The organism is Rhodobacter sp. 24-YEA-8, from assembly GCF_900105075.1.
Taxonomy (GTDB): Bacteria; Pseudomonadota; Alphaproteobacteria; order Rhodobacterales; family Rhodobacteraceae; genus Pseudogemmobacter.
On record NZ_FNSK01000001.1, the window covers coordinates 273147 to 295037 of the forward strand.

Genomic DNA, 21891 nt, shown 5'->3' on the forward strand with positions numbered 1-21891 from the left:
CTCAGCCCTTAGGGGCGGGAAAGCGCCCTTTGCGGATCAGATAGACCAGCTTTCCGATCATATAGCGCAAGCGCAGCCCATAAAGCGGCAGCCGCCGATACCAGGGAAATTTCCGCACATCGCTGTGCGACTGGCCGGTGATGGTGCTGGAATTGCCGTCATCGACATGGCTGGGGAAGGGCTCCAGCCCGTAATGGCGGAAGTCATGGATATGGACGCGGTCGAGCTCGTGGTCGATGGGGCGGGTGATCGGCAGCATCCCGGGCAAGAGCCGCGCCGCCAGATCGCGACGGATGAGGTAGGCGCCAAGGCCCGTTGCGGGGCCAAGATAGGCGTTCAGATCCCAGATACCGAGCTTTTTTTGCCGCAAGGGCTGTTTGGCGCGGATCTTGTTGAGCTTCAGGAAATCCCAGTCTGCCTTCGCGGCCAGCGCCGTTTGCAGCGCAGTCATGAATTCGGGATGGAAAACGACATCATCCTCCAGCACCAGCGCCACATCCTTGCCGGAGTCGAGAAACGCCTGCCAGACCGCAATATGCGAATGGTAGCAGCCAATCTCGCCCGGAAGCACTTCGCGGCCGACATTTCGGCGAAAGGCGGCGAGGTCGACATTCTGCACCAGCCGGTCCCATTCGGCGCGGCCATCAGTGGCCTCATGCAGGCTATAGGGCAGGTTCAGCGCAGAAAGCTGTGCCTCCATAGCGGCGCGACGCTGTGCTGATCGCGGCAGGTTGATCAGCCAGGCGCCGAAATCAGGCAGCATTTGCGAATCTGGCATGGTCACTCCTGTGGTGGTCAGGTCAGGCTGGCAAAGGGCGGCAGGGCGGCGTCAGCCTCCGAGATCACCGCAGGGCGCGCAGGCCAGCTGATGGCGAGATCGGGGTCATTCCAGGCGATACCGCGCCCATGACCGGGGATATAGGCGGGCGCCATCATATATTGAACCACCGCGCCGGGCGTCAGGCTGAGAAACCCATGCGCAAAGCCTTTGGGGATATAGATGCCGTTCATCCGCCCGGCATCCAGCTCCACCGCATGCCATTTGCCGCGCGTCGGGCCGTGGCGAAGATCGACGGCGACATCCCATACGCGACCCGCAACACAGCGGACCAGCTTTTCCTCGGCAAACTCACCGGCCTGATAGTGCAGGCCCCGCAAGGTATGGACCGCCGTATTGGTCGAAAGATTGACCTGCACCGGCTGAAAATCCACCCCGGCCGCCAGAAAGCTGTCACGGCAGTAGACCCGCGCGAACTGCCCGCGCGTATCCTGATGCGGATCAGCCTCGACCTGGATCAGGCCGGGAAGCGGTGTCGGGACCAGTCTCATCCGATGTGAAGCGCCGGGATCGCGGTGACGAATTCGCCACCCCAGGTGCGGATCTGCGCCTGTTGGTCGCGGACCTCGGCTGCGATGTTCCAGGGCAGGATCACCAGGTAATCCGGGCGGCGTGCGGCGATTTCCTCGGGCGCGAAGACCGGGATATGGCTGCCCGGCAAAAGGGTCGCCTGTTTCTCGGGGTTTCGGTCGACAACGAAAGCGATGTCATCCGCGCCGATACCGGCCACGTTGAGGAAGGTGTTCCCCTTGGCGGCGGCGCCGTATCCTGCGACGGTTTTGCCTTCTTCGCGCGCACGCGCCACGAAGGCGCGGAAGGCGCTCGTGATCGCGGCGACCTGGCCCGCAAGATCGGCATATCCGGCAGCCTGATCCAGTTTCAGGCGCGTCTCTTCCGCCGCGACCTCTGCAAGGCCCGGCCCCGGCTGATGCGCGCCCTTATGGCCGACAAAGACCCTCAGCGAGCCGCCATGGGTTGGCAGGCGTTCGACATCGAAGACCTCCAGCCCGGCCTCGTCCATCAGGCGGCGCACAAAGGTCAGCGACAGGTAGGAATAGTGTTCGTGATAGATCGTATCGAACTGTACCTGTTCGATCAGCCGCGCCAGATGCGGAAATTCAAAGGTCGCAACGCCTTCGGGGTTCAGCAGCACGCGGAATCCGGCAGCGAAATCGCGGATATCGGGGACATGGGCCAGCACGTTATTCGCGGCCATCAGGTCGGCGCCATGGCCTTCGGCGCGCAGGCGCCGGGCAGTGTCTTCGCCGAAAAACGCGACAAGAGTGGGCACGCCTTTGGCTTCGGCAAGGCTTGCGGCATGGCCTGCGGGCTCGACCCCCAGAACCGGGATGCCAGCCCCCACGAAATGCTGCAGCAGATAGCCGTCATTCGACGCGATCTCGACCACTTTCGATTGCGGGCCAAGCCCGAACCGCGCCGTCATGGCGGTCGCATAGCGGCGGGCATGTTCGACCCAGCCCTGGGAAAAGGACGAGAGATAGGCATAGCCATGCGAGAAGATCGCGTCCGCAGGCACGGTCTCGGTGGTCTGGGCAAGCCAGCAGCTGTTGCAGACCATGACATGGAGCGGAAAGCGTCGCTCGGCGGCCAGGGCGCCCGCATCCCCTGCGGGCAGGTAGCTGTTTGCAAGCGGGGTCTCGCCCAGATCGACGAGCGTCTGGGTCAGGGCTGCGTTGCAAAAGCGGCAGGAACGGGTCACGGGCGGATATCCTCGTAAAGGGCAATCTGGTGGTCGGTGAGCGCAGTCATATTCTGCCCTTCCGCCCAGGCGGCATACCAGTCAGCGGTGAGGCCGATGGTCCGGGCGGCGTCAAGGCGCGGCGTCCAGCCAAGCACCTTCTGCGCCAGCGCGGAGTTGATACCCAGGAGCGCCATTTCATGCGGGCCGGTCTGACTGTCCTGCGCGAAAGCGGAGGGGCGGCCCATGGCCGAGAGCAGGCGGTTTGTCAGGACGCCGACCGCGACCGGCTCTGCCCCCTCGGCAGGGCCGAAATTCAGCGCATCGGGCAGGGGCGCGTCACCTGTCATCGCCTCAAGCAGGGTGAGATAGCCGTCAAGACATTCCAGCACATGCTGCCAGGGCCGGGTCGAGGCGGGATTGCGCAGCAGCGGCACCTCATCTGCGACCAGCGCACGGATGATATCGGGGATCAGCCGGTCCTCCGACCAGTCGCCGCCGCCGATCACATTGCCGCCCCGCGCGGTCATCAGCCGGGGGCCAGCCTCGGTGCAGAAAGACTGCCGCCACGAGGCCACTGCGATCTCTGTCGCGGCTTTCGAGGCCGAATAGGGGTCATGCCCGCCCAGCCGGTCGCTTTCTTCATAGGCACGGCCGGAGCCGTCATTCTCATAGACCTTGTCCGAGGTGATCACGAGCACCGCGCGCGGGCGTGCCAGCCGGTGCAGCGCGTCAAGCAGATGCAGCGTGCCCATGACATTGGTGGCAAAGGTCGCGACCGGTTCCGCGTAAGACCGCCGCACCAGCGGCTGTGCGGCCATATGCAGCACCAGATCGGGCTGTGCCTGTGCCACGGCCGCGTCAACCGCTGCCGCGTCGCGCAGATCGACCAGATGCGAGGCCGCGAGATGACCCTCGCCCAGAAGCGTCGAGAGGTTGGGCCCGGGCTCCGGCGGCAAAGCGAGACCGGTCACGGCCGCGCCGCGCCGCGCCAGCCAGCGGCCCGCCCAGGCGCCCTTGAACCCGGTATGTCCGGTCAGGAGAACGCGCTTCCCCGCCCAGAAGTCCTTCGCGGAATCAGAGGTCACGACCAGATTTTCCAGGGCGCGGCCCCACCGGCCCAGAGCTTTTCCAGATGGTTGCGGTCGCGCAGCGTATCCATCGCGTGCCAGAAGCCGGGATGGCGCCAGGCCTGCAGCTCGCCGTCGCGGGCGAGCCCCTCGAGCGGGTCGCCCTCGAACGGGGTGGGATCGCCCTCGATCCGGTCCAGAACTTCGCGCTCCAGCACGAAAAAGCCGCCATTGATGCGGCCCTCATCCCCGGGCGGCTTTTCGATGAACCGCTCCACCTGGCCGCTTGCGGTGATCTCAAGCGCGCCATAGCGGCCCGGAGGCGTCACTGCCGCGATGGTCGCAAGCTTGCCATGGGCGCGGTGAAAGGCGATTTCCGCCGTGATGTCGATATCCGAGACCCCGTCGCCATAGGTCATGCAAAAGGTCTGGCCAAGCCAGGGCTTTGCCCGTTTCAGACGCCCCCCCGTCATCGAATTCTCGCCTGTGTCAATCAGCGTGATGCGCCAGGGTTCGGCGACAGAGCCGTGATAGGTGATCTCGCCCGTCCGCGCATCCACCGTCATATCCGAGCTGTGCATGACGTAATTGGCGAAATATTCCTTGATCATATGGCCGCGATAGCCAAGGCAGATCACGAAATCGGTGATGCCGTGATGGGCATAGATTTTCATGATATGCCACAATATCGGGCGGCTGCCGATCTCGATCATCGGCTTGGGTTTCAGATGGCTTTCTTCGGAGATCCGGGTACCAAAGCCCCCTGCCAGGATAACAGCCTGCATGTCCACCCTCATATCCGTCGCCCGCTATGTACAATATCGCGGCCGCGGATGACAACCTCCGGCGCAGGCAGGGGCGATGTCGGCGGCGGTCCTCAGCTTTTCCGGGGGGAGGCCCCCGTTCATTCGATTGGTAAGCCGGTCGGCGGATATGCGATAGCGTGAACTGGCCTGACCGGATGGGGCGGCCAGGATGGCAGGAGAGGCTCTGATGGGCGCAGTACAAAGACAGGGCATGGCGGCGCTGATCACCCTGATGAGCCTCGCGCTCGCCGCGGGGCTGGCGCTCTGGCTGCCCTGGGGGATCGCCGGGACCGCCGGGTTAGGTGCGTTTTGCATCCTGATGTGGGCAAGCGGCGCGGTGCCGGAACATCTCACCGGGCTTATCTTCTTCGCGGTGGCGATCCTGAGCGGACTGGCAGTGCCCGATGTGGTGCTGGGGGGCTTTTCCTCCTCGACCTTCTGGCTGTTGTTCGGAGGGATGGTGATGGCGGCCTCGATCCGCTTTACCGGGCTCGGGCGGCGGCTGGCGCCGCTTCTGGGGCGGCTGACGGGGCAGAGCCTTGGCGGCATCGTGGCGACGATCGTTGCGGTGGGGGTGGTGCTGTCTTTCGTGCTGCCCTCATCGATGGGGCGGATTGCGCTCTTGCTGCCTGTGGTGGCGGCGCTGGCGGATCACCTCGGATATACGCAGGGGCGACCGGGACGGATGGCCATGCTGATGGCGGCCACGTTCGGGGCCTGCCTGCCGGCCTATGCGATCCTGCCCGCCAATCTGCCGAACATGATCCTTGCGGGCAGTGCCGAAAGCCTCTGGCAATATCACATCGGCTATTTCGACTATCTCTGGCTGCATTTTCCGGTGCTGGGCGCGCTGAAGGCAGCGTTGCTGGTGGTGGTGATCCTGCGCCTTTATCCCGATCAGCCGCCCGGGCGTCCGGAGCAGCATGAGGCGCCATCGGCCATGAGCCGGGCCGAGATCGCGCTTCTGGTGGTCATCCTTGCGATGCTGGGCCTGTGGCTGACCGATGCGCTGCATCACATCTCGCCGGGCTGGATCGCGCTGGCGGGGGCGGTGATCTGTCTCTGGCCGGGCGCGGGGCTGACCGGGCCGAAATGCCTGAATGAAGAAATCGGCTACGGGACCTTGTTCTTCGTGGCGGCGATCATGGGGCTCGGGGCGGTGATTGCGACCAGCGGGCTGGGCGAATGGATCGTCGGTCAGGCATCCCGGCTGATCGGGCTCGCGCCGGGTCAGCCGCTGCGCAGCACCCTGGCGCTTGGCGCGATCGCGACGCTGGTGGCGCTGGTGACCAATCAGCCCGGCGTGCCGCTGGTGATGACCCCCGGCGCCGGCCATCTGGCAGAAGTGACCGGCCTGCCGCTGGCCACGGTGCTGATGACCCAGGCACTTGCGTTTTCCAATGTGATGCTGCCGTTTCAGGCGCCGCCTTTGATCATGGCGGCGCAGACCGGCAATCTGCCGATGCGCGAGATGACCCGGATCTGCCTCATCCTTTTCGGGCTGACGCTTCTGGTGCTGACGCCGCTTGATCTGGTCTGGTGGTGGTGTCTCGGCATGTTTCCGCTATCGTAACCACGATGGATATCCATGAGCTGCGCAGTTTTATTGCCGTGGCGGCGGCGGGCAGTATCACCCGCGCCTCGGAACAGCTTTGTCTGAGCCAGCCGGCGGTCAGCGCCCATATCAAAGCACTGGAGGAGGAGCTGGGCCTCGTGCTCTTCCGGCGCAATCCGCGGGGGATGGGGCTGACCGATGACGGCGCCCGGCTGCTGGCCCAAGCCGAAGCGATCCTGGCGGCGCATCGCGATTTCCTCGCCGGGGCACAGCGGTTGCGCGGAAGGCTCTCCGGCCCGCTGCGGATCGCGGGTGGCGGCAATTCTGATCCGGAGCCGCCCGGCCGGCTGGTCAGCACGCTTTCCTCCCGGCATCCGGAGATCGCGGTGACCCTGGTGCAGGCGAGCAGCGGCGAGGTGATTCGCGGGCTGCGGGAGGGCAGTTTTGACGCAGGGTTTTTCAACGCGCCCGCTCCGGACCGTGCCGGGGAGGATCTGAGCGATCTGACGCAGCGGGTGGTGGGACGGTTCAGCGTCTGGCTTGCGGCACCGAAAGGCATGGTGGCGGATCCGTCCGATCCCGACTGGCAGGCGCTGGCACAAAAGACCTGGATCCTGCCCGACGAGAGCCCGAGCTGTTGCGGCCAGGCCGCCGGGGCGCTGTTCCTGCGCCACCAGTTCCGTCCGCGCCAGGTGATCGGGATCGACCGCGAGGCCGCCACCCGCAGCCTGATCGCAAGCGGGGCCGGTCCGGGCTTTCTTCACGACAAGGCGGCTTTTGCCGCGCGAGACCAGGGCGAGCTGGAGCTGATCTGCCAGGCCGGACAGGGGGGTGATTTGGTTTTCGCAACCCTCGCCAGCCGGGCGGAAGAGCCGCTGATTGCCGCCACGGATACAGTCGCGGCTGATCTCTGGCCATGATCGCGCGCAGCGGCCAGGGCCCGAAACAGATCAGAAATGAAAAAGGCCGGGACATGATCCCGGCCTTTTTCCATAGTCACGACGCTTTGAGGCCGGGCGCTCAGAGGCTGCGCTGGATCTCTTCGCGTTCGAAGATCTCGATCACGTCGCCCTGACGGATATCCTCGTAGCGCTCAAACGCCATACCGCATTCGGTGCCGGACTGGACCTCTTTGACCTCGTCCTTATGGCGCTTCAGCGTTTTCAGCGTGCCTTCATGGATCACCACATTGTCACGCAGCAGGCGCACGCCAGCCGAACGGCGGGCAATGCCTTCGGTGACCAGACAGCCTGCGACATTGCCGGTACCGGTGATGCGGAAGACCTCGAGGATCTTCGCATAGCCGATGAAATGCTCGCGGATCTCGGCCTTGAGCATCCCCGAAGCCGCCTGCTTCATTTCATCCAGCAGATCGTAGATGATCGAATAATAGCGGATCTCGACGCCCTTTTGCTGTGCCGAAGCACGGGCGGTCGCGTTGGGACGCACGTTGAACGCAAGGATCGGCGCGCCCGAGGCATCGGCCAGGCCCACATCCGAATCGGTGATCGCACCGACGCCGTAATGCAGGATCCGGATCCGGACCTCGTCATTGCCAACCTTTTCCAGCGCCTGGACGATGGCTTCCGCCGAGCCCTGCACGTCGGCCTTCACGATCACCGGCAGCACGGCCACATCCTTGTCAGCCTTGGCTTTCGCCATCAGCTGTTCCAGCGTGGTCGCGGCACCAGCAGCCGCACGTTTGTCCTTGGTCGCTTTCTCGCGGTAATCGGCGATCTCGCGGGCCTGAGCCTCGGAGGCCACAACGTCAAGCGTGTCGCCAGCCGAAGGCGTGCCATCAAGGCCAAGCACTTCGACAGGAACCGACGGGCCGGCCTCGAGCACGGTCTCGCCCTTGTCATTCACAAGCGCGCGGACCTTACCCCATTTCTCGCCGACGACGAAGATATCGCCCTTCTTCAGCGTGCCGTTCTGCACAAGAACCGTCGCCACCGGGCCACGGCCGACATCCAGCTTGGCCTCGACCACGGCCGCACGGGCGGCCCGGTTCGGGTTGGCTTTCAGGTCAAGCACTTCGGCCTGGATCGCGATGGCTTCCAGCAGGTCGTCAATGCCCTGGCCGGTATGGGCCGAAACCTCGACATCCTGCACATCGCCCGACATCGCCTCGACGACGATCTCGTGCTGCAGAAGATCGGTACGCACCTTGGTCGGATTGGCCGAAGGTTTGTCGATCTTGTTGATCGCCACGATGATCGGAACGCCCGCCGCTTTCGCGTGGGAAATCGCCTCGATCGTCTGCGGCATGACCGCATCATCCGCCGCGACCACCAGCACCACGATATCCGTCACCTGGGCACCACGGGCGCGCATCGAGGTGAAGGCCGCGTGGCCGGGCGTGTCGAGGAAGGTGATCAGCTGGCCGTTCGGGGCTTTCACCTGATAGGCACCGATATGCTGCGTGATGCCGCCGGCCTCCCCGCTTGCCACGGTGGCCTTGCGGATCTTGTCCAGAAGCGAGGTCTTGCCGTGGTCGACATGGCCCATGATCGTTACAACCGGCGAGCGGGTGATCAGGTCATCGGCTTTGTCGACAACAGTGTCGATCGACTGTTCAACGTCAGCATCCGAGACGCGGACAGCACGGTGGCCGAATTCCTCGATCACCAGTTCAGCCGTATCGGCATCAATGGACTGGTTCATCGTGACCATCATGCCCATTTTCATCAGCGATTTGACGACATCGGCGGCACGTTCGGCCATCCGGTTCGCCAGTTCGCTGATCACAATGGTCTCAGGCAGCTGCACATCGCGGGCCTGCTTCTCGGGCTTCGAGAAGCCCATAGCCTTCTGACGTGCCTTTTCCTGCTTGCGCTTCATCGCAGCAAGGCTGCGCTGACGTCCGCCTTCTTCATTGGTCGCAGCCGAGAGTGTCAGCTTGCCGGCACGGCGGTCGCCTTCGCCGCGACGTGCGGCGCCGCGATCGGTATCGCGATTCTCACGCTCGCGCTCGGTCTTGCGCGGCGTGGTGGCCGGGCGCGGGCCGGTGGCGTCGGTTGCACCGGGGCGCGGACGGCTCTGGCCCGCGCCGCGATCTGCGGGCACGCCCGGATCGGCTTCGGCTGCGGTCTTTGCAGGTGCTTCGGGGGCTGCGGGCTGACGGCGCTGCGTGCCAAGCACATCAGCCTTGCGGGCTGCGGCCCTGGCCTTTGCCTCTTCCTCGGCCTCGCGCTTGGCGCGCTCTTCCTCTTCGGCTTTCGCCCGGAGGGCAGCCTCGCGCTGGCGATCCTCGCGCTCTTTCGCCTCGATTTCCTCGCGGCGGCGCTGGCGTTCCTCTTCGCGTTCTTTTTCCTCGGCAGCCCGTCTGGCTGCATCTTCCTGCTCGCGTGCTTTGGCACTGCGCAGAGCGTCGAGGCGGCGCTGCATTTCGGCATCAGAGATGCCTGCGGGCCGTTTCGACGGGTCGCCCAGATGCGACGCGCCGGCCCCGCCGGCAGCCGTACCGGGCTTTGCCTGGGCAGGCACCACAACGCGCTTGCGTTTGGTCTCTACGACCACCGCATGGGTGCGTCCGTGCGAGAAGCTTTGCTTCACCGAACCGGAACGTGGGCCACCACCGCCAAGCCCGAGGGGTTTTTTGCCGTCAGTATCGCTCATACGTCTTACATATCCTTCCCGGCGGATATCCCGCCGACATGCTCTGCGTCCGGTTCGCCCGATGGCGCCCTGAAGCCGGAGAGCCTTGCCGCTTCCTCTACTATGCGTGGACTGAGTCCACCAGCGGCAAGCGCCGCGTGTATTGCACGTTCACGACCGAATGCCAAACCCAATTCCCCTGCCGAAAGCCAGGAAATCAGGGTGTTTTTGCCTTCCGGGGGCCGCAATTTGCTTTTGCCGCGCTCCGAGCCGTCTTCTGCCTGGATCAGAACGCGTGCGGTTCCCTTCACCAGCCATTCTTTCACCTTCTCATATCCGGTGATCGCATCGCCGGATTTGCGGGCCAGCGAGATCAGTTCGATCACCCGTCTCGTCAGCAGATCATGGACCGTATCCGCCAGGTCTTCCGGTGCCTTCACAGGGGCGCGCGCCGCCCGGGCGAAGAGCCCCTTCTTCGCGGCTTTCGTCACCAGATCCCGGTCGGCCGAGACCCAGATCCCCCGGCCGGGCAGGCGTTCCAGAATATCCGGAACGATTTGCCCGTCAGGTCCGACGACGAAACGGACGAGGCCGGTTTTCGACCCCGTCTCGCCGGAAGCGATACATTTGCGCTCCGGCTCGTCCCTTGATTTATCCCGGCCACCGCGCGTCATCGCGGAAACTCCCGAGGCCTGAGATCAGGCCCCGGTCTCCTCTTCGCCGGTTTCATCTTCTTCGGTCTCTTCTGCCTCTGCCGGCATCATTTCGGTCGGGTCAACCCAGCCCAGCATAACGCGCGCGGTCATGACCAGGTTCTGTGCATCATCAAGCGACACGCCGAATTTCTCGAGCAGGCCATCGTCCTTTTTGCGCTGGCCGTTTTCCGTGGTCCAGCCGCCGGCCAGTTCCCAGTCGGCGCAGGTTGCGAAATCTTCCAGCGTCTTCACGCCGTCTTTACCCAGCACTTCCAGCATCTGGGGAGTGAGGCCCTCGAATTCAATGAGGCTTTCCTCGACACCCATCGCGCGGGCAGCTTCCAGAGCCTTTTTCGCCTGCTCTTCCAGGTAGTCACGGGCGCGGGCCTGCAATTCGTCTGCGGTGCCTTCGTCAAAGCCGTCGATGGACAGAAGCTCGTCCTGGTCGACATAGGCGACTTCTTCGAGATTGGTGAAGCCTTCGGCTACCAGCAGCTGCGCCATCATCTCGTCCACATCCAGCGTCTCCATGAAGAGCGCGGTGCGGGCGGCGAATTCGGCCTGGCGGCGGGTCGATTCTTCGGCTTCGGTCAGGATGTCGATGTCGAGCGCCGTCAGCTGGCTTGCCAGACGCACGTTCTGACCGCGACGGCCGATGGCAAGCGAGAGCTGCTCATCAGGCACCACGACCTCGATCTTGCCGCCTTCATCATCGAAGACAACCTTGGAGACCTGGGCCGGTTGCAGCGCGTTCACGAGGAAGGTCGCCTGGTCCTGGTTCCACGGAATGATGTCGATTTTCTCGCCCTGCAGCTCGTTCACGACGGCCTGGACGCGGCTGCCGCGCATACCGACGCAGGCGCCGACCGGGTCGATGGAATTGTCATAAGAGATCACAGCGATCTTCGCGCGCGAGCCGGGGTCACGGGCCACGGCCTTGATCTCGATGATGCCGTCATAGATCTCCGGCACTTCCATCTTGAACAGTTCCGCCATGAATTGCGGATCGGTCCTGGACAGGAAGACCTGCGGGCCACGGACTTCGCGGCGCACGTCTTTGATATAGCAGCGGATGCGGTCGCCGATGCGATACGCTTCGCGGCCAATTTTTTCATTGCGGCGCAGGATGCCTTCGCCACGGCCGATATCAACGATGACATTGCCGTATTCTTCGCGCTTGACGGCGCCGTTGATGATGGTGCCCTTGCGATCCTTGAATTCGTCGAACTGACGGTCACGCTCGGCCTCGCGGACGCGCTGCAGGATCACCTGTTTCGCCGATTGCGCCGCGATGCGGCCCAGATCGACCGGGGGCACTTCGTCAACGATCTCGTCGCCGATGGCCGGGTCTTTCAGGTAGTCTTTCGCCTGTTTGACAGTCAGCTGGGCGTGGTAATTCTCAACCGCATCATCCTCGACCACGGTGCGCACGCGGGTGAAGGAAGCGCGGCCCGTCTTGCGGTCGATGGCGACACGGATGTCCATATCTGCGCCGTAACGCGATTTCGCCGCACGGGCGAGGCTGTCTTCCATCGCCTGGATCACCAGATCCGGGTCAATCATCTTCTCGCGCGCAACGGCCTCTGCGGTCTGCAAAAGCTCAAGCTGGTTGGCCGAGGTAATCGCCATTTGGGTCTCTCCCGCTCTCGTGTCAGGTTCTGGAAGTCAGAATTCGGTCGCGTCAGTGTTTCGTTTCGGGCGTGTCGGAAATGTCTTCCTCTTCGCCTTCGATTTCTTCGATCTCGTCAAAGCCGCCCTCTTCGGGCAGCGCGACTTTGCGCTGGCGCAGCATCTCTGCGATCAGCTCATCCGTCAGGATCAGTTTCGCGTCCGAAAGCCAGTCGAATTGCAGCCCGATGATCACAAGCTGCCCGTGCTGTTCGATCTCGATCAGGATCTCGCCATCCTCGACGCCTTTCAGCTCGCCCTTAAAGCGGCGCTGGCCCTCGATCAGCTCGGTCGTCTCGATCCGTGCTTCCCAGCCGGCCCAGGCTTCGAAATCCTTTTCCCGCGTCAGCGGGCGGTCGATGCCGGGCGAGGAGACCTCAAGCACGTAATTCTCTTCGATCGGGTCTTCGACGTCGAAAACCGCCGATACCGCAGTCGAGATCTTCGAGCAGTCTTCGACGCCGATGCCGCCCTCGGGCCTGTCGGCCATGATCTGGAGGGTGCGCTGGATCTTGCCCTGGCCGCCCATCAGACGGATGCGCACCAGTTCATAGCCGAGCCCCTCGATCACCGGAGTGGCGATTTCGGCGAGGCGGCGGTCAATGGCGGTTTTTGCGATCAGGTCGGACATGGCGGGCTCGGATATGCCTTTCGGGCTAAGGGTCAGGTGCTGAAACGACAGGGCGGGGCGTGAAACAAAAAAGCGGGCTCAGCGGCCCGCTCATCTTTTCGGTAGCCCCGGGTTTGGACCCCGGCGCAGCTGTTGGAGCCTTATATAGGGCCAGAGGCGGTTTCATGCAAGCGCTCTGTGGTCCGGCCACTGGTGGTGGCGGTGTCCGGGCGGCTCTGCTCAGCAAAACCAGGGCCTTAGCTGCCAGGATCGCGATGCAGCACCGGTGCGGTGGCCGCGAATCGGTGTGACGGTCGGGCAATCGCGCCGGGCAGGGCAGGGGAACAGTTTGGGATAAGCCTGCCACAACACGCTAAATCTGTGGTTCTCCGGTTGCTCTTGGCCAGGAATTGACGATACTTGCCCCGTTGGCGGAGGGTGATGTTTTGCGTAGCTTTTTTCCAGGACTCCCAGGGCGCCGGCTGGCGCGCGTCACGCTGATTGCGGGGGGTATTTCCTGCGTCGCGCTTGAGCCCGGCCAGGCGCTGGACGGGGTCGCGTTTGACGTGGTGGGCGAGAACAAGGATCTCACCAGAACCCTGCGGCAGTCGTCGCTTCTGGTGGCGCAGGTGTCTGAAAAACAGACCGAGGCCGAAGACCTGTTTACCGCCGCGCGGGCCGATTACGGCCGCATCCTTGCCGCGCTTTATGCCGAGGGTTATTATTCGGCGGTGATCCGCATCACTATCGACGGACGCGAGGCCGCGAATATCCCGCCGCTTGATGCGCCATCCTCGGTCGGCGCGGTCAGCGTCTGGATCGATCCCGGCCCGCGTTTCGAGTTTTCCGATACAGTGATCGCCCCGCTGGCCAGTGACACGGTCCTGCCCGAGGAATTCGCTCGCGGCGAGGTTGCCCGCGCCGGGGTGGTCGAGGAGGCGGTCTCGGCCTCGATCCTGCAATGGCGCGAGCGCAGCCATGCGAAAGCCAGGGTCGAGCGCGAGGATATCACCGCCGATCACCGCAACAATACGCTCTCGGCGCGGATCGGGATCCAGCCCGGCCCGTCGCTGCGGTTCGGCACGGTGACCGTCAAAGGCGCCGAACGGATGCGGGTGCAGCGCATCCTCAAAATTGCGGGTCTGCGCGAGGGCGAGAAATTCAGCCAGACCGAGCTGGACCGCGCCGCCAACCGGTTGCGGCGGTCCGGCGTTTTCTCGGCAGTGACGCTGACCGAGGGCGAGACGCTGCAAAATGGCGGTCTCCTGCCCATCGAGATCTCGGTCACGGAACAGAAGACGCGGCGCTATTCCATCGGGGCCGAGCTGTCTTCGGTCGACGGGGTCTCGCTGACCGGCAACTGGATGCACCGCAACCTGCTGGGCGGCGGTGAGCGGCTCAAGGTCGAGGGCGCGATCAGCAATATCGGCTCGGGCGACAGCGGGGTGGATTACGAACTGGGAGTCACCATCGACCGCCCCGCCACGCTGACCCCGGACACCACGGCCGGGCTTCTGGCAAGGGTCGGCCATCTTGATGAGGTGGATTATTACGCCGATTACGCCGAATTCGGCCTGACCTTCACACAGTATTTCTCGGAACAGGTGACATTCCGGGGCGGGCTTTCCTTTGAATATGTGCAGGGTGCGGATCCGACCGGCGATTTCCGCTACCGCAATCTCTCGCTGCCGCTGGGTGTGACCTGGGACCGCCGCGACAGCAGCACGGATGCGCGGAAGGGCTTTTATATCGATGCGACCGCCAAGCCGTTTTACGGGCTCGGCACGACCGGCTCGGGCGCGCGCCTGACCGCCGATATGCGCGGCTATCGCAGCTTTGCCGATAAGAAATACACCATCGCGGCACGGATCCAGGGGGGCGCGATTGTCGGCAGCGAGCTCTTGGAAACGCCGCGCGATGATCTGTTCTTCTCGGGCGGCGGCGGTACAGTACGCGGCCAGCCCTATCGCTCGCTCGGGATCAACACGCCGGACGGCTCCGGCGGCACCTATCTGATCGGCGGCACCGAATTCGCCGCCGCCTCGATAGAGCTGCGCGCGCGGTTCGGCGAAAGCTGGGGAGGCGTGGCTTTCGTGGATGCCGGATATGTCGGCGCCGATGGCGACAGCGAATCCCATGCCGGCGCCGGTTTTGGCGTGCGCTACGAGACGGGCTTTGGCCCGATCCGCTTTGACGTGGCGGCTCCGGTCAGCGGCAAGACCGGCGACGGCGTGCAGATTTACATCGGTCTGGGGCAGGCATTCTGATGCGCTATATTCCTCTTATTTTCCCGGTTGTTGCGCTTACGGTGCTGCCGGGCGCCCCGATCCATGCGCAGGACAGCGCTGCTGATGATCGCGGCTGGCTGACCGCCATGCTGGAAGACAGTCTTTCGGGGGCCGGGCGCAAGGTGACGATCACCGGGTTCGCCGGGGCTTTGTCCTCGCGCGCGACGATCCAGAGGCTGACCATCGCCGATGATGACGGCATCTGGCTGACCATCGACAATGCAGCACTTGACTGGAGCCGCACCGCGCTTTTGTCGGGCGAGGTGATCGTCAACGAGCTTTCCGCCACCTCGATCGTGCTGGACCGTATTCCGGCGGGCGACCCGGATGCGGTGTCGCCCGAGGCGGGGACCTTTGATTTCGCGCTGCCGGATCTGCCGGTCTCGATTGATATCGGCAAGGTTCAGGCCAACAGTATCGTGCTTGGGGAAAGCGTGCTCGGCCAGCAGCTTACCGGTACGCTGGCGGCGGAGCTGCACCTTGCGGGTGGCGCCGGTACCGCCGATGTGCTGATCGAACGTACCGATGACGGGCCCGAGGCGAAGATCGCGCTGAAAGGCAGCTATTCGAACCAGACGAAACAGCTGGCGCTCGACCTGGATGCGCGCGAAGGCGCGGGCGGGCTGGTCGCCACCGCGCTTGATCTTCCGGGCAAACCCGCAGCCGGGCTGAGCGTCAAAGGGCAGGGCACATTCGACGATTTCGCCGCCGATTTCCGGCTGGAAAGCGATGGCGAGGAACGTCTGGCCGGGCCGGTTACGGTGAAAACCATCGAGACGGGCACGGGGTTCGAGGCGCGTCTGACCGGCAATCCGGCGCCACTGTTCCTGCCGGAATATGCTGAATTCCTTGGCAGCAGCCTGTCGCTTGACGTTGCAGGCATCAGCCTTAGCAGCGGCGAGCTGGATCTGGGCGAGGTCTCGCTGAAAGCGCGTTCGCTGAACCTTGACGGCAAGCTGAAGCTTGATGCCGGGGGCATGCCGTCTCTGATCAATCTCACCGGCACTCTGGCCAGCCCCGATGGCAGTTCGGTTCTTCTGCCGATCTCGGGGCCGGTGCCGACACGGGTGCAGGATGCGGCGCTCGGGCTGCAATTTGACGCGGCGCAGGGCTCCGGCTGGACCATGCAGCTGAGCATGACCGGGCTCGACCGCGATGACCTTTCGCTGGCCCGGGCCGGGCTGATTGGCGGCGGCACGCTGGACCGGCAGAACGGCAAGCCCGGGATCGAAGGCACGCTGATGTTCGACGCCGAAGGCATCGGGCGGCTTGACCCCGCGCTGATCACGGCGATCGGCCCGAAAGTCACCGGTCGCACCAGCTTCAAATGGCGCGAGGGCGACCAGTCGTTCAGCCTGCCGGAAATCTCCCTCAACGGCAGTGATTACGGTCTGACCGGCACGGTCGACATCGCGGGGATCGGCGACGCGCTTTTGACCAGGCTTGATATGGTGGTGAAAGCCGGGGATCTGGGGCGCTTTTCGGGGCTCGCGGGGCGCCCGCTTGCCGGTGTGGCCGAGGTCGGGCTGAAAGGCACGGTGACGCCGCTGACCGGGGCGTTTGATCTTGATCTGAACGTGCTGGGCCAGGGGTTGAAATCCGGCATTGCTGAGGCCGACCGGCTGCTCGCGGGGCGTTCGGTCATCACAGCCTCGGCCCTGCGCGATACCACGGGCACCACGCTGCGCAGCTTCTCGGCCCAGGCGGCATCACTGAATGTCAGCGGCTCTGGCAAGCTGACCAGCCAGGGCGCTGATATCAAAGCCGATATCGACTGGAGTAACCTTGCCGATATCGGGGCGAATTATGGCGGCGGGCTGAAGGTCAGCGGCACCTTCACCGGTGATGCGGCCAATGGAACCGCAAGTTTCAGCGGCGAAAGCCAGGGGCTGCGCATCGGCCAGGCCGAGGTCGACCGGCTGATCTCGGGGCGCTCGGATATCAGGGCGACGGTGGCTCTGGTCGGCGGCGCGCCGATCCTGCGGGCGCTGAACCTCACCTCTCCCCATGTCACCGCCGAGGTGACGGGCGAGGGGGATGCCGGAGCGATGCGGGTCTCGGGGCGGCTGAGCGATCTTGGCCTGCTGGTCGCGGAATTCCCCGGACCGGTGACGCTTTCGGGGCGGCTGACGCCGGCGGGAGGCGCGGATTTCGACAGCGACCTGCGGGTCCAGGGCCCGGCGGGGATCGATGCGCGGCTGACGGGGCGTATCGGTCCGGTGCCGGATCTGACGGTCACCGGCAGTGGCGAGGCAGGGGTGGCCAACCCCTTCACCGACCCGATCACCGTGGCGGGGCGGCTGGGCTATGATATCCGCCTTCAGGGTGGCTGGGGTGTGACGAATGCCGCCGGTCGGGTCACGCTGTCAAATGGCCAGCTGGCCGTGCCGGCGCGGGGGATCTCTTTCGAGCGGATGGCGGCGACGGGGGATCTCTCGGGCGGGACCGTGCGGCTTTCGCTGACGACAGATGTGACGCGGGGAGGGCGGATACGGGTCGACGGACCGCTGGCGCTGGCCGCGCCATTCAACACCGATCTGACCATTCAGGCCGACCGGGTCCATCTGCGCGATGCCGAGCTTTACGACACAACGCTTGATGCGGCGCTGGCACTGAGCGGCCCGCTGATGGGCGCAGCGCGGCTTTCGGGCACGGTGCAGATCGGTGAGACCGAGTTGCGCGTGCCTTCGACCGGCTTTGCTTCGGCCGCCGATATGGAAAAGATCCACCATGTCGGCGATACGAGCGCGGTGCGGGCCACCCGCGACCGGGCAGGATTGGGGGCAGTGCCGCCTGGCGGTGCTGCGGCAGAGGCCGGCTCTGGTATGCCGCCCTGGGGGCTGGACCTGTTGATCCAGGCGCCGAACCGGATTTTCGTGCGCGGTCGCGGGCTTGATGCCGAACTTGGCGGGCAGCTGCGCGTTGGCGGCACGCTGAACAATATCGTCCCCGCCGGCAGTTTCGACCTGATCCGGGGGCGCCTCGACATCCTTGGTAAGCGTCTTGTGCTGGATGTCGCGTCGCTGACGATGGAAGGCAGCCTCGTGCCCTATATCAATTTCCAGGCGAGCAACGTTTCGGATGAGGTGACCAGCACCGTGACTGTCTCGGGTCCGGCCAATGACCCGGAAGTGACCTTCTCCTCTGACCCGGAGAAGCCACAGGAAGAGGTTCTGGCCTGGCTTTTGTTCGGGCGTGGGCTGGATACGATCTCGGCCTTCCAGGCGGCACAGCTGGCCAATGCGGTGGCGACGCTGGCGGGGCGCGGTGGCGAGGGGATCGTCAATAAATTGCGGCGCGGCTTTGGCTTTGACGATCTGGATGTCTCGACCTCGGCGGACGGGAATACATCGGTCAGCGCCGGGAAGTATATCTCGGAAAAGGTCTATACCGAGGTCGGCGTTGACCAGTCCGGCAATACGCGGGTCAATCTTAACCTGAGCCTGCGGCCCGGCGTTACGGTCAAGGGCAGGGTCGACAGCGATGGCAGCAGCGGCATCGGTATCTTCATGGAGCGCGATTACTGAGGCCGGCCAGGCCAGCACTGGCGGCCGGAAAGGTCGGGCCGGTGAAAACGGAAAAGGGCCACCCTGCAGGGTGGCCCTTTTTCTGTCCGGCCTCGCTGCGCTACAGGGCAAAGCTGAAGGAGATGCGGCAAAAAAAAAAGAGCCAGCTCGAAGGCTGACCCTTTTAAATTCCTGCGCGAGTTATGCGCAGTTGGCTCAGCTGTCGCTGCCGCAAGCAACGGCGCAAAGAACCGCAGCACCGATCAGCAGCGGGACGAGAACGCCACCGGTGCTCGAGGTGCGCTCGGTAACAACTACCGGTTCAACGTCGTCAATGACGACAACCGGGCCACCAGCGAAAGCAGCCGAGCCCACGAGGGACAGTGCGACTGCAGCAGTCATGACTTTCTTCATCGGAAACCTCCAGAACGACTCCATCTTCGGGATAGCATTTTTCTGCTCAGGACAAAAGCTAATCTCACGCGGTGAGCGGAAACTGTGGCAGCGGTGCAATGAATTCGCCCTGCGGATGCAGAGATCCGCCAATCCTGTCGGGTATTACCCTGAAAATGATGCTGTTTGCGGCCGAAAACGTGGAATTTGCGGGGGCGCTGTTAATCATTGCAAGGCAAAGCCAGGGGGCAGCGGCGTCTGGTCACCAAAACCGGCAGAATCAGGCCTGTGATTGCGGGTATTCCGGGGGCCGGAGGTCAGAATATATGCCGCAATCCCCGAAAACCTGTGATGTGTCGGTTAAAAGAAAGGTATTGTGGGCGAGGCAGGGGCAATTCCCCGTCCCCCCTTCGCGCTTTTGCCCGCGAGCGATCAGTCGACCACGCGTTCGAATTCGATCTGGCCGATGCCCGGGCTGACCCATTCGCGTGATTTGCGGACCTTGCCGCCTTCCAGCCAGTAGTGATTGGTAAGGCGCCCGCCCTCGCGTTCACAGGTCTCGCTGATCTTGCGGGTACTGTGACCGCGCCCGTAGATCGTCACTGTCTCGGACCCGTCGGTGGTGACGATGCAATTGTAATCGCGCCGTCCGGTCTGGTCATCGGCATCCATGTAGAAATACGACCGCCGATAAGCGCCGCCCGAGGCGATCTGGCCGGCCTGGGGCGCAGCAGAGGACATCAGATCAGCGCCAAGCCCCCGGGTCTCGATCAGGACATCGCCACGGAACGAGAACAGCATCCCATCCGCCGAGAACCACTGTGTCACATCACCACGACGGTCGCGGATGGTGAGGAAGGTCTCGATCCCGCGCGAGGGGACGCGCAGTTTCATCACCGGCTCGCGCGATTTCTCGATCGCGGCGCGGCTGACATTGCCGATCGGTGCCAGCTGGCCACCGGCTTCGCCGCCCGTCAGGTCCTTGACCCCGGGGATGAGCTTTTCCAGCTTGCCGCAGCCCGCGAGCGTGGCGAGCAGCACCAGCGCGCCGGTGGTGGTTTTCAGCGCCATACGCGGCTCCATTGGTCATCGACCCGGTCAGAGTGATAATCGCGGATCGTGTCATAGAGCCTGCCCTCGACATCGACACGCGCGCCGCCGTCGCGTTGCAGCGGGCGGATGGTCTGGCTGATTTCCTGGCGGGACGGGTTGCTGAGCATCCAGTTCATCGGGATGGTGATGCGGATCCCCTTGTCGAACCGCCCTTCGCCGACCGCTGCCGCGCTGGCATCGGTCAGAGTGGCAAAAGCGCCCACTTTCCAGCCATTGGCGAATTCGCGGTCCAGCGTCAGCGTCGCGCCGACATCGCCCGCAAGATAGCGCCCGACATCAAGCTGGCCGAGATAGCCATTGCCGAAATCGTAATAGGCCGAGAGATAGCCGGTCGTGATGGCATAGTCATAATCGCCAAAGCCCAGCATACCATCGGTGTCGCGCTGTTTGGTGTAATTTACCTCGACCCCAAGGGCGAGCGGGCTGTCGGCTGGTTTCCAGAGCACCTCACCCGAGACGCCGCCATGCATCCGTTCCAGATAACCGACGGTGACGCGGCTGTAGAAATTCGGGGCGGGGTGGGCATACCAGGCCAGCGTCGCGCGTTCGAACGCGAAATCGGAATCCTCGTTATATTTGCGCGTGTCCGACCGGACATGGGGCAGGGTGCCGCCTTTGGGGACCAGATGCGCTTTCTCGGAATTGCCGGCGATCTTCTGATAGATGGTGCCCGAGGCAACCCAGCCGGGGGCCAAATCATAGCTGGCCGATGCGCGGATACCGACATCGCCATGCGCCGGCGACGTCACGCGAAAGCCCGGCAGGATACGCCAGCGGAGCTTTTGATACATATCCTCTTCGGCGCCCGCGCCACCGGGGATCATCTCGCCTGCATCGGCCCAGGTGACACGCTCCCGCAGGGTCGCGGCATTGTTGGGCGTATGTTCCAGCCGTTCCAGATCCGAACGGCGGATGGTGACTTTCGACACGCCCATGCCTTTGACTACCGGCACGATCTCGAACGTCTCGACCGAGGCCGGCATCACGGCGGCAAGTGCGCGGGCGGTGCGGCCGATGGCCTGGGCCGGCGCGTCAAGCTTGTCATTGCGGATGCGGATCTGCACGCGGTCGGCTGTATAGGCGAAATCCTCGATGCGGATTCCGTCTTTTTCCAGATAGCGGTTCAGGTTCTTGCGCAGGAGACCATTGGCATCGGCCTGAGTAACCCAGCCGCCGTCATATGCATCCGGGTTCGAGGCACGTGACGGGCGGGTGATCACCGGGATCGGCCCGGAACCCAGAACGCCGATGGTGCCGGGGCGGTTTTTCGGATCCATCACCAGATGGAAGGAAAACCCGAATTCGGACCCGTAAAGCGAATAGGCGCCGATGCGGACATTATCGCCCCAGGCATATTCGACGCCGATATTATAGGGGTTCTTGCGCTCGAACACTTTCCGGTCGCCGGATTCCAGATTGTAATTGTCGCTGGAATACTCGGCCTTCACCGTCCATTTGTCGTTGATCTTATATTCAAGGCCGCCAAAGAGTGCGGCCGGGCCGCGAAACCAGTTATCGGCGTTCAGCTCGGAGCCGAGGCCGGTGCTGGAATCCCAAGTGTCGCGCACGCCGCCGAACGGGTTGCCAAAGGACTGGTAGCTGCCATAACGCCCCCAGCCGATGCCGGCAGTGACTTTCAGCCTGTCGTTGAAGGTCTTGGTCGCCACCAGATATTCGGCAGAATTAAAGCCTGTCCCGAGAAAATCCTGCAGCCCGAGGGTAACGGCGGGCATCCATGCGCCCTCTTCCGCGAGGCGAAAGCGCAGATCGAAGCTGCGGTCATTATAGGTCGAATAATCATTCGGGTCAGGCAGAACATCGTTCCATTTGCCGGTCGCCTGCAACCGGAAACTTGCGGCCATCCAGGGGGTGATCTGGAAGCTGAGTGTCGCGCGAGACACCGCGCCAAATTTGGAAACCGAGAGGTTGAAGGTGCCGTCCGGCATCGTATCGCCCGAGGGCATATCAATAAGGCCGGGCACGCCGCTGAAGCTCAGCGTCGGTTTCATCTCTGCCTTCGACTCTCGCACAAAGGGGAACGTCATCACCGATG

At 63.9% G+C, this 21891-nt stretch carries 16 protein-coding genes; 4 read left to right on the top strand and 12 right to left on the bottom strand.

Translation table 11 applies throughout. The features are described from left to right. Position 1: 1 nt before the first annotated feature. From BLW25_RS01395 to rfbF, 5 genes are read right to left on the bottom strand one after another with little or no spacing between them, the layout of a single operon-like run. Positions 2–778, bottom strand: a complete 777-nt coding sequence (locus tag BLW25_RS01395) for a glycosyltransferase family 25 protein (RefSeq protein WP_092895684.1) — start codon at positions 776–778, stop codon at positions 2–4. 17 nt (positions 779–795) lie between these two features. After that, positions 796–1329, bottom strand: a complete 534-nt coding sequence (locus BLW25_RS01400) for a dTDP-4-dehydrorhamnose 3,5-epimerase family protein (RefSeq protein ID WP_092895686.1) — start codon at positions 1327–1329, stop codon at positions 796–798. Continuing rightward, positions 1326–2558 (bottom strand): class I SAM-dependent methyltransferase, encoded by a 1233-nt coding sequence (locus BLW25_RS01405; RefSeq protein WP_092895688.1) that lies wholly within the window; start codon positions 2556–2558, stop codon positions 1326–1328. Before BLW25_RS01405 ends, BLW25_RS01400 begins: the two co-directional genes overlap by 4 nt. Then, entirely contained in the window at positions 2555–3625 is a 1071-nt protein-coding gene (gene rfbG, locus BLW25_RS01410) for a CDP-glucose 4,6-dehydratase (RefSeq protein ID WP_092895690.1), read from the bottom strand. The genes BLW25_RS01405 and rfbG overlap by 4 nt, the downstream gene beginning before the upstream one ends. Continuing rightward, entirely contained in the window at positions 3622–4392 is a 771-nt protein-coding gene (rfbF, locus tag BLW25_RS01415; RefSeq protein WP_092895692.1) for a glucose-1-phosphate cytidylyltransferase, read from the bottom strand. Before rfbF ends, rfbG begins: the two co-directional genes overlap by 4 nt. 208 nt (positions 4393–4600) lie before the next feature. Between rfbF and BLW25_RS01420 the strand changes: the two genes are divergently transcribed. Together BLW25_RS01420 and BLW25_RS01425 are read left to right on the top strand one after the other, a co-directional pair. Further along, positions 4601–5986, top strand: a complete 1386-nt coding sequence (locus BLW25_RS01420) for an SLC13 family permease (protein ID WP_216279310.1) — start codon at positions 4601–4603, stop codon at positions 5984–5986. A gap of 5 nt (positions 5987–5991) precedes the next feature. Continuing rightward, entirely contained in the window at positions 5992–6888 is an 897-nt protein-coding gene (locus BLW25_RS01425; RefSeq protein ID WP_092895694.1) for a LysR family transcriptional regulator, read from the top strand. A gap of 100 nt (positions 6889–6988) precedes the next feature. Here BLW25_RS01425 and infB read toward each other — a convergent pair whose 3' ends face one another. The 4 genes from infB to rimP are packed head-to-tail and all read right to left on the bottom strand — an operon-like array spanning position 6989 to position 12559. Continuing rightward, positions 6989–9586 (bottom strand): translation initiation factor IF-2, encoded by a 2598-nt coding sequence (gene infB / locus BLW25_RS01430; RefSeq protein WP_092895696.1) that lies wholly within the window; start codon positions 9584–9586, stop codon positions 6989–6991. A 5-nt stretch (positions 9587–9591) separates the two neighbouring features. After that, the gene (locus tag BLW25_RS01435; protein ID WP_092895698.1) at positions 9592–10239 is read right to left on the bottom strand and encodes an RNA-binding protein; all 648 of its coding nucleotides are present in this window, start codon (positions 10237–10239) and stop codon (positions 9592–9594) included. A gap of 24 nt (positions 10240–10263) precedes the next feature. After that, positions 10264–11889 carry a transcription termination factor NusA gene (gene nusA / locus BLW25_RS01440; protein WP_092895700.1) on the bottom strand — a complete coding sequence of 542 codons (1626 nt, stop codon included), beginning with the start codon at positions 11887–11889 and terminating at the stop codon, positions 10264–10266. 52 nt (positions 11890–11941) lie between these two features. Beyond that, complete coding sequence (gene rimP / locus BLW25_RS01445; RefSeq protein WP_092895702.1) at positions 11942–12559, bottom strand: ribosome maturation factor RimP; 618 nt, start codon at positions 12557–12559, stop codon at positions 11942–11944. Between the two features lie 425 nt (positions 12560–12984). On the opposite strand from rimP, the gene BLW25_RS01450 reads away from it, so the two are divergent. Together BLW25_RS01450 and BLW25_RS01455 are read left to right on the top strand one after the other, a co-directional pair. Further along, positions 12985–14805, top strand: a complete 1821-nt coding sequence (locus BLW25_RS01450; protein WP_253188150.1) for an autotransporter assembly complex protein TamA — start codon at positions 12985–12987, stop codon at positions 14803–14805. After that, on the top strand, positions 14805–18353 hold the full coding sequence (locus BLW25_RS01455; RefSeq protein WP_092895704.1) for a translocation/assembly module TamB domain-containing protein: 3549 nt from the start codon (positions 14805–14807) through the stop codon (positions 18351–18353). Before BLW25_RS01450 ends, BLW25_RS01455 begins: the two co-directional genes overlap by 1 nt. A 195-nt stretch (positions 18354–18548) precedes the next feature. Here BLW25_RS01455 and BLW25_RS01460 read toward each other — a convergent pair whose 3' ends face one another. From BLW25_RS01460 to BLW25_RS01470, 3 genes are all read right to left on the bottom strand, one after another. Beyond that, positions 18549–18746 carry a hypothetical protein gene (locus BLW25_RS01460; RefSeq protein ID WP_092901287.1) on the bottom strand — a complete coding sequence of 66 codons (198 nt, stop codon included), beginning with the start codon at positions 18744–18746 and terminating at the stop codon, positions 18549–18551. A gap of 411 nt (positions 18747–19157) precedes the next feature. Then, positions 19158–19796, bottom strand: a complete 639-nt coding sequence (locus tag BLW25_RS01465) for a YjbF family lipoprotein (RefSeq protein ID WP_171909452.1) — start codon at positions 19794–19796, stop codon at positions 19158–19160. Continuing rightward, entirely contained in the window at positions 19787–21847 is a 2061-nt protein-coding gene (locus BLW25_RS01470; RefSeq protein WP_253188151.1) for a YjbH domain-containing protein, read from the bottom strand. The genes BLW25_RS01465 and BLW25_RS01470 overlap by 10 nt, the downstream gene beginning before the upstream one ends. Between the last annotated feature and the right edge of the window lie 44 nt (positions 21848–21891).